General features: G+C 66.7%; 10 protein-coding genes and 1 tRNA gene. 3 read left to right on the forward strand and 8 right to left on the reverse strand.

Features of this window, described 5'->3' with window-relative positions; translation table 11 throughout:
- The 6 genes from groL to ACTHNC_RS12885 form a co-directional block, all read right to left on the reverse strand.
- The coding region (gene groL / locus ACTHNC_RS12860; protein WP_440295004.1) for a chaperonin GroEL at nt 1–1431 on the reverse strand (1431 nt) is incomplete at its 3' end.
- Between the two features lie 141 nt (nt 1432–1572).
- Complete coding sequence (locus ACTHNC_RS12865) at nt 1573–2364, reverse strand: permease prefix domain 1-containing protein (protein WP_440295005.1); 792 nt, start codon at nt 2362–2364, stop codon at nt 1573–1575.
- On the reverse strand, nt 2361–2684 hold the full coding sequence (locus tag ACTHNC_RS12870) for a PadR family transcriptional regulator (protein ID WP_440295006.1): 324 nt from the start codon (nt 2682–2684) through the stop codon (nt 2361–2363). The genes ACTHNC_RS12865 and ACTHNC_RS12870 overlap by 4 nt, the downstream gene beginning before the upstream one ends.
- Nucleotides 2685–2787: 103 nt before the next feature.
- Nucleotides 2788–2991 carry a cold-shock protein gene (locus tag ACTHNC_RS12875; protein ID WP_022900747.1) on the reverse strand — a complete coding sequence of 68 codons (204 nt, stop codon included), beginning with the start codon at nt 2989–2991 and terminating at the stop codon, nt 2788–2790.
- Between the two features lie 162 nt (nt 2992–3153).
- The gene (locus ACTHNC_RS12880) at nt 3154–3717 is read right to left on the reverse strand and encodes a LytR C-terminal domain-containing protein (protein WP_440295007.1); all 564 of its coding nucleotides are present in this window, start codon (nt 3715–3717) and stop codon (nt 3154–3156) included.
- A gap of 84 nt (nt 3718–3801) precedes the next feature.
- Entirely contained in the window at nt 3802–4107 is a 306-nt protein-coding gene (locus ACTHNC_RS12885; protein WP_440295008.1) for a DUF3263 domain-containing protein, read from the reverse strand.
- Between the two features lie 176 nt (nt 4108–4283).
- Here ACTHNC_RS12885 and msrB point away from each other — a divergent pair, with 176 nt between their 5' ends.
- Complete coding sequence (gene msrB / locus ACTHNC_RS12890; protein WP_440295009.1) at nt 4284–4712, forward strand: peptide-methionine (R)-S-oxide reductase MsrB; 429 nt, start codon at nt 4284–4286, stop codon at nt 4710–4712.
- A gap of 3 nt (nt 4713–4715) precedes the next feature.
- Nucleotides 4716–5258: a nitroreductase family protein gene (locus ACTHNC_RS12895; protein WP_440295010.1), complete on the forward strand. Its 543-nt coding sequence runs from the start codon at nt 4716–4718 to the stop codon at nt 5256–5258.
- Here the strand turns inward: ACTHNC_RS12895 and ACTHNC_RS12900 are convergent.
- Nucleotides 5259–5334: transfer RNA gene (locus tag ACTHNC_RS12900), tRNA-Thr, on the reverse strand.
- 51 nt (nt 5335–5385) lie between these two features.
- Nucleotides 5386–6165, reverse strand: a complete 780-nt coding sequence (locus tag ACTHNC_RS12905; protein ID WP_440295011.1) for a DsbA family protein — start codon at nt 6163–6165, stop codon at nt 5386–5388.
- 438 nt (nt 6166–6603) lie between these two features.
- Between ACTHNC_RS12905 and ACTHNC_RS12910 the strand changes: the two genes are divergently transcribed.
- Nucleotides 6604–7319: ABC transporter ATP-binding protein (locus tag ACTHNC_RS12910; RefSeq protein ID WP_440295012.1), on the forward strand; the 716-nt coding region annotated here is incomplete at its 3' end.

Below are 7319 nucleotides of genomic sequence, written 5' to 3' on the forward strand. Positions count from 1 at the left end.
GGCGTTGAGGCCGTGGCCGGCGGGGAGGTTCGAGACCTTCTCCGCGACGACGCCGCCCTCGAGACCGGCGTTGATGGCGATCTGCTTGAGCGGGGCCTCGATGGCGACCTTGACGATGTTCGCGCCGGTGGCCTCGTCACCCGAGAGCGACAGCTCGTCGAGCACCGGGGCCGACTGCAGCAGGGCCACGCCACCACCGGCGACGATGCCCTCTTCGACGGCGGCCTTCGCGTTGCGAACGGCGTCCTCGATGCGGTGCTTGCGCTCCTTGAGCTCGACCTCGGTCGCAGCGCCGGCCTTGATGACCGCCACGCCGCCGGCGAGCTTCGCCAGGCGCTCCTGCAGCTTCTCACGGTCGTAGTCGCTGTCGGTGTTCTCGATCTCGTTGCGGATCTGCTGCACGCGGCCGGCGATCTGCTCCGGGTCTCCCGCACCCTCGACGATCGTGGTCTCGTCCTTGGTGATGACCACCTTGCGGGCCTGGCCCAGCAGGTCGAGCGTGACGTTCTCGAGCTTGAGGCCGAGCTCCTCGCTGATGACCTGGCCACCCGTGAGGATCGCGATGTCCTGCAGCTGAGCCTTGCGGCGGTCGCCGAAGCCAGGAGCCTTCACGGCGACGGACTTGAAGATGCCGCGGATCTTGTTGACGATCAGCGTGGCCAGAGCCTCGCCGTCGACGTCCTCGGCGATGATCAGCAGCTGCTTGCCGGCCTGGATCACCTTGTCGACGATCGGCAGAAGATCCTTGATGTTCGAGATCTTCTGGTTCGCGATGAGGATGTACGGGTCCTCGAACACCGCCTCCTGGCGGTCGGGGTCGGTGACGAAGTACTGCGACAGGAAGCCCTTGTCGAAGCGCATGCCCTCGGTGAGCTCGAGCTCGGTGCCGAAGGTGTTCGACTCCTCGACGGTGACGACGCCCTCCTTGCCGACCTTGTCGATCGCCTCGGCGATGATCGCGCCGATCTCGGGGTCGGCGGCGGAGATGGATGCCGTGGCGGCGATCTGGTCCTTCGTCTCGACCTCCTTCGCGGCGGCGAGCAGCTGCTCGGTCACCGCGGCGACGGCCTTCTCGATGCCGCGCTTGAGGCTGATCGGGTCGGCGCCGGCCGCGACATTGCGCAGGCCCTCGCGCACGAGCGCCTGGGCGAGCACGGTCGCGGTCGTGGTGCCGTCACCGGCGACGTCGTCGGTCTTCTTCGCGACCTCCTTGACGAGCTCGGCGCCGATCTTCTCGTACGGCTCCTCGAGCTCGATCTCCTTCGCGATGGAGACGCCGTCGTTCGTGATCGTCGGCGCGCCCCACTTCTTCTCGAGCACGACGTTGCGACCGCGCGGGCCGAGGGTCACCTTGACCGCGTCGGCGAGCGTGTTGAGGCCACGCTCGAGGCCGCGACGAGCCTCCTCGTCAAAAGCAATGATCTTTGCCATGTTGTTTCTCGTCCCTCCCGGACGTTACGCGAAAGATTCAGTGGTTAGCACTCAACAGAAGTGAGTGCTAAAAGGATTCTGGCACTCGACCCTCGTGAGTGCAAGACGAGTCCACGCGTAACGGGAAAAGACGGCGGGTGGTCACCCCTGGGCGACGACGCCGAGGGAGCGGGTCGTCGCGGCGATCAGCCGCGCCCCGAAGTACACCGCGAGCACCAGCGCCACCGCGGACTCGATGAACCACAGGCCTTGTCCCCAGAGACCGCTCACCACCACGTCCCCGAGACCTGCGGCGAGAAGCCCAACTCCCGCGCCGCCGAACGCGGTGGCACCGACCGCCCAGACGACGACGAGCGGGATCCGTCGGTGCGTGAACCGTCCGGCGCGGCGAAGCAGGAGCGCGAGCCCGATGGCGATGCCCACGACGAGCAGACCGGCCACAACGCCGCCGATCGTGAACTGAAAGGAGTCGTCCGAGTTCTCCATGGCGGCCGCGGCGCCGCAACCGATGGCCGTGCGCTGCACAAGGAGCCAATGCGCGCACTGCGCGGCGGTGAACCGGTATCCCGAGGGCGCGCCGTAGACCCACTGGGTCGAGGTGAGCATGGCCACGACCTTGGCGATCACCGCGGACAGGCCGATGGCGACGAACCCCACGATCGCGAGTGCCCCGCCTGCCATCACGAACGCGGTGATCGCGGAGGCGACAGGATGCCTGTCCGCCGATCGAGCGACATGCCCGGGCGAGCCGAACGCCGCGATGGCCGCCTGCTGGGCGGCATCCTCGTGCATGCCCGCTTCGATGGATGCCGCGGCCGCGTCGCGCAGATGAGCCTCCGCCTCCGCGAGCATGCTGCGGCCCTCCGCCGCGTCGCCGCGCAGTCGGACGAACAGTTCATCCAGGTACGCGTCGATGCGATCCCGGCCGCTCATGCCGGGCTCCCCAGCACGCCGTCGATGGCGGAGGAGAACCTCCGCCACTGCACCCTCTGATCGGCGAGTTCACGGACTCCGGCGTCGCTCAACCGGTACACCCGGCGCCGGCGCCCCTCCACCGTCTGCCAAACGCTCTCCACGAGTCCTGCCGCCTCGAGACCGTGCAGCGCCGGGTACACAGTGCCCTCGGCCAGGTCGAACTCACCTTCGCTCCGCGCCTTCAACGCCGCAATGATGTTGTACCCGTGCGCCGGCCCCGCGCTCAGCACGCTCAGTAGCAACAGGTCGAGATTGCCCTTGATACGGTCATGCCCCATGCCTAGAGATTCTAAGTATGAGACGCGAGTGCGTCAACGAATGCCACGCAACGAAAAGGAGGGCGCCGCTTGCGCGGCACCCTCCCTCATGCTTCGGTGATCGTCAGGCGGGACGCACCGATTCCGCCTGCGGACCCTTGGATCCCGTTCCGACCTCGAAAGTCACCTGCTGACCCTCTTCAAGGACCTTGTAGCCGTTCATGTCGATTGCGGAGTAGTGAACGAAAACGTCCTGTCCCCCACCGTCGACGGTGATGAAGCCGTAGCCCTTCTCAGCGTTGAACCATTTGACGGTTCCGTTCGCCATCTGTTACTCCCATTGCCTTCATGCAAACGCCGCATGGTCGCGAGCGTTGAACCCCGATAGTAGCGGCAGCCCTAGCCCAGGACGAGGGGCGTGTCCAGATTGAGACAATCGGTTACGCGGTGGTCAGCGGAGCGTCAGATTCGGCCCTGGCCGGGAGATCGATCACTGATGCGTCGGCGCGTAGTCCTCGCCGAGCACGACTGTGATGTCGGCACCGGTCGCCGCGAAGTCCTGCGTCTCCTGGATCGGCGCTCCAGCGAGCTCCTGCGACACCGCGAGCGCGGCGCTCACGTTCTTCGGGTCGCCGTAATAGACCATGGTCTTCTTCACGTTCGTCGAGCTCGCGTTGGCGGGGGTGATGTTCTGCCAGCCCGCCGCCTTCAGGGTGGTCGTGGCATCCGCCGCGAGTCCCGCCTTGGATGTTCCGTTCAGCACGATGAGGGTCAGCGCCGGGTTGACCGCCGGCGTGATGGTCGGGGTGGGCGTGGGCGTCGGGGTCGCGGTGGCCGATGACGATCCGCCGGAGAACGGCAGCTTCACGTTCAGTGTCCCGTTGATGGCGAAGATGCCGAGTGCCCCGAGACCGACGATCACGACCACCGCTCCGGCGCACCAGGCGACCCAGATCCAGCCGTAGCCGCGCGGCCGTGGGGCCCGGTGCGCACCGATGCGCTCGAGGTCGTGGGGGACCTGGTCGAAGCGATCGGTCGGGAACTTGGCGGCCATGGTCTAGGTGGTCATCCTCGGGTCGGGCGGTGAAGGCTTTTCAGGACTGTACGGGATCGCACTGTGCGATTCGTCAGGGCGTGCTCAGCGAGGCCGCAGCCGGTTCACGCGGGCTGCGAGGCGGGCATCCCGCACACGCTGCAGACGACGCACCAGCATCGGATCGTGCACTTCGGCCGCCGGCGACTCGATCACCCGGCCGAGCACCTGATAGTAACGGGCAGCGGAAAGGCCGAACTGATCGCGGATCGCCTGCTCCTTGGCGCCTGCATGCTTCCACCACCGCCGCTCGAACTCGAGCACCGCGAGATCACGCTCGCTGAGTGCGGATCGCTCGGCCGGCTCGGTGTCGTCGTCCGGTGCGTGAGGCACGTGCTCCGCTTCACCCACTCCCACCACCTCCTGCCGGCCAGCGCCATTGTATGGTCGCTCGTTCACTGCACGGCGGCGGCGTGCCGCTCTATCGCACAAGGCGGCCGGAACAGTCGGTGAGGCACGCTCGTTACCCTTGGTGTGCGGGAGCGGCCGGGTCCTCCGCGCCGGCGCACGCGAGAAAGGAACGAGCAATGACCTACACGGTCTCCAAGTCGAACGACGAGTGGCGCAAGGAGCTTTCCGGTGAGCAGTATGCGGTGCTGCGCGAAGCAGCCACCGAGCGTCCGTGGACCGGCGAGTTGCTCGACGAGAGCCGCGCCGGCATCTACACGTGTGCGGCCTGCGGCGCCGAGCTCTTCAAGAGCGGAACGAAGTTCGACTCCGGATGCGGCTGGCCGAGCTTCTACGAGTCCGTGCGCCCGGAGGCCGTCGAACTGCTGGAGGACACGTCTCTCGGCATGGTGCGCACCGAGGTGCGCTGCGCCAACTGCGGCTCTCACCTCGGCCACGTCTTCCCCGACGGTTTCGGCACCCCGACGGGCGACCGCTACTGCATGAACTCGCTTTCGCTCGCCTTCGCTCCGCAGGCGGAGCAGGGCGACCAGAACGCCGACGCGTAGCGGGTGAGCGCACGCGAGGCGGTCGCTGCACGGCGATCGCAATCGAAGGTGACGGATGCCGCCCCTTCGCACGACGAACTCCTCACGCTGGTCGCTGCGGCCGGTCGCGTCGCCGACCACAGCTCTCTGAAGCCGTGGCGCCTCATCGAACTGCGTGGCGACGCACGCCGGCGCCTCGGTGCGGCGATCGCCGAGGCGGAGAACAAGGACGAGCCGTCCACGAAGCCGCTTCGCGCACCGCTGCTCATCGCTATCGTGTCGTCGAGGCGCAAGAGCGAGAAGGTCCGGGGCTGGGAGCAGGATGCCGTGGCATCCGGTGTCGCCCACATGCTCAGCCTGCTGCTCGACGAGGCGGGCTGGGGCGTAATGTGGCGCACCGGTCACTACACGAGATCCAAGGCGGTGGCCAGGATGCACGGCCTCGACAAGCACGAACGCCTGCTCGGCTGGCTCTACGTCGGCGGCAAGCCGGAGCGCAAGCACGGCAAGGGAGAAGGAGCGCCGAAGCTGATCGATCCGGAAGGATTCGTCAGCGTTCTGGACTGATGGAGCCGACTGCGAGGCTCGAACTCGCGACCCCTTCTTTACAAGAGAAGTGCTCTACCAACTGAGCTAAGTCGGCCGATGCTGCCGCACCGCACCGCAACATCCTAACGGGTGCGGCAGCCGGTGCTCAGCCTGCCGAGGTGGCGGTCGGCGTTGGTGTCGGAGTCGGGGTCGGCGTGGAGTACGTGTCGGCCTGCGCCTTCACGATGAACGCCCGGAACTCGTCGGGGTCGGTCAGTGAACCCTGGTACTGCTTGCCGTTGACCAGCACGAGCGGCGTGCCCTTGAGCTGCTTGACCGACGAGTTCGGGATCGGGCCGGTGAGCGTGCGGTCGAGCGCGTTCTGCGCCCACGAGTCATACCTGCCGTCGTCGATGCACTTCGACACCGCGTCGTACGTCTTCACGCCGGCCCGCTTCACCAGGTCTTTGATCTGCTGATCGGTGAGCCCCGCCGTGTTCTCCTTCGGCTGGTTCTCGAACAGCGCCTTGTTGAACGCCCAGAACGAATTCGGGTCGTAGTTCGCGACGCACGCGGCGGCGTTGTCGGCACGCAGCGAGTACTTCGTGCCCGCCGAGTGGCTGGCCAGCAGCGGGATGGGGTGGATCTCGATGGTGGCGGCGCCGCTGTCGACGAGCTTGCCGATCTGATCGACGTTCGTGCGCTCGAACTCGCCGCAATACGGGCAGAGGTAGTCGATGTACGTGACGATGCTGACGGCGCCGCCAGAGGCATTCGGCTTGTTCACGACCGGCTTGGCGTCGGGCGCCGTCGACGGCGTGCGCTCGGCCTTCATGCCCTTGCCGATGAGGATGCCGTCGCTGGCCATGTTCGCCGGTCCATGCGCCGGCGGGTGGATCGACGAGACGATCACGATGGCCACGATCGCCGCGGCCGCCACGACCACGGCGATGATGCTGGTCCTGACGACGGCCCGGCGCCGACGCTCCTGCTTTCGGTGTGCCTCACGCAGCTGACGAGCCTTGTCGCGCGTGGCCGCGCGGCGTTCTCCATTGGACGGGCGGCGTTCAAGATCGCCGTTGGACATTCGATCTCACTTCGGGTGCTTGACAGCTGTGCGGGGTTCGAGGGGCATGCATCGAGGCGGCATGCGAACGGCACCAACCCTAGAGCGGCACTCTGGGAAAAGCCCAGACGGGCGCTGGAGAAACTTCGCGCAGCTGCAGGATGAACGCTGCGCTTCGCCCTTGCGCCGAGCAGCTCGATTCGTCGCGCGCGCGAGTCGTGACGTAGCATCGGTTCTGGTCATCGACGACCGATGGCCATACAACATCCATCACAACGGATCGTCCGGCACGTACCTGCCGGTGAAGGAGACACAACCATGGCAACAGTCACTTTCGACGAGGCGACGCGAATCTATCCGGGTTCCACGCGTCCTGCCGTCGACAAGCTGAACCTCGACATCGCCGACGGCGAGTTCCTCGTGCTCGTCGGCCCCTCCGGTTGCGGCAAGTCCACGTCGCTGCGCATGCTGGCCGGACTCGAAGAGGTCAACGAGGGCAACATCTTCATCGGCGACCGCAACGTCACGGATGTTCCGCCGAAGGACCGCGACATCGCCATGGTCTTCCAGAACTACGCTCTGTACCCGCACATGACCGTCGCGGAGAACATGGGCTTCGCGCTCAAGATCGCCGGCGTGAAGAAGGAAGAGCGCGCACAGCGCGTGCTGGAGGCCGCGAAGCTGCTCGACCTCGAGCCCTACCTCAACCGCAAGCCGAAGGCCCTCTCGGGTGGTCAGCGTCAGCGCGTCGCGATGGGCCGCGCCATCGTCCGCAGCCCGCAGGTGTTCCTCATGGACGAGCCGCTGTCGAACCTCGACGCCAAGCTGCGTGTTCAGACCCGCACCCAGATCGCCTCTCTGACGCGCCGCCTGGGCGTCACCACGGTCTACGTCACGCACGACCAGACCGAGGCCCTCACCATGGGCGACCGCATCGCCGTGCTGAAGGACGGCGTCCTGCAGCAGGTCGGCACGCCGCGCGAGCTGTACGCAGAGCCGAACAACGTGTTCGTCGCCGGCTTCATCGGCAGCCC

Source organism: Humibacter sp. (genome assembly GCF_051954055.1).
Taxonomy (GTDB): Bacteria; Actinomycetota; Actinomycetes; order Actinomycetales; family Microbacteriaceae; genus Humibacter.

What these genes read in the sequence shown, in the direction of transcription:
- msrB (WP_440295009.1), top strand. Translation starts at nt 4,284, where the DNA reads ATGACCTACACGGTCTCCAAGTCGAACGACGAGTGGCGCAAGGAGCTT.
- ACTHNC_RS12880 (WP_440295007.1), bottom strand. Translation starts at nt 3,717, where the DNA reads ATGGCCGCCAAGTTCCCGACCGATCGCTTCGACCAGGTCCCCCACGAC.
- ACTHNC_RS12870 (WP_440295006.1), bottom strand. Translation starts at nt 2,684, where the DNA reads ATGGGGCATGACCGTATCAAGGGCAATCTCGACCTGTTGCTACTGAGC.
- ACTHNC_RS12875 (WP_022900747.1), bottom strand. Translation starts at nt 2,991, where the DNA reads ATGGCGAACGGAACCGTCAAATGGTTCAACGCTGAGAAGGGCTACGGC.
- ACTHNC_RS12865 (WP_440295005.1), bottom strand. Translation starts at nt 2,364, where the DNA reads ATGAGCGGCCGGGATCGCATCGACGCGTACCTGGATGAACTGTTCGTC.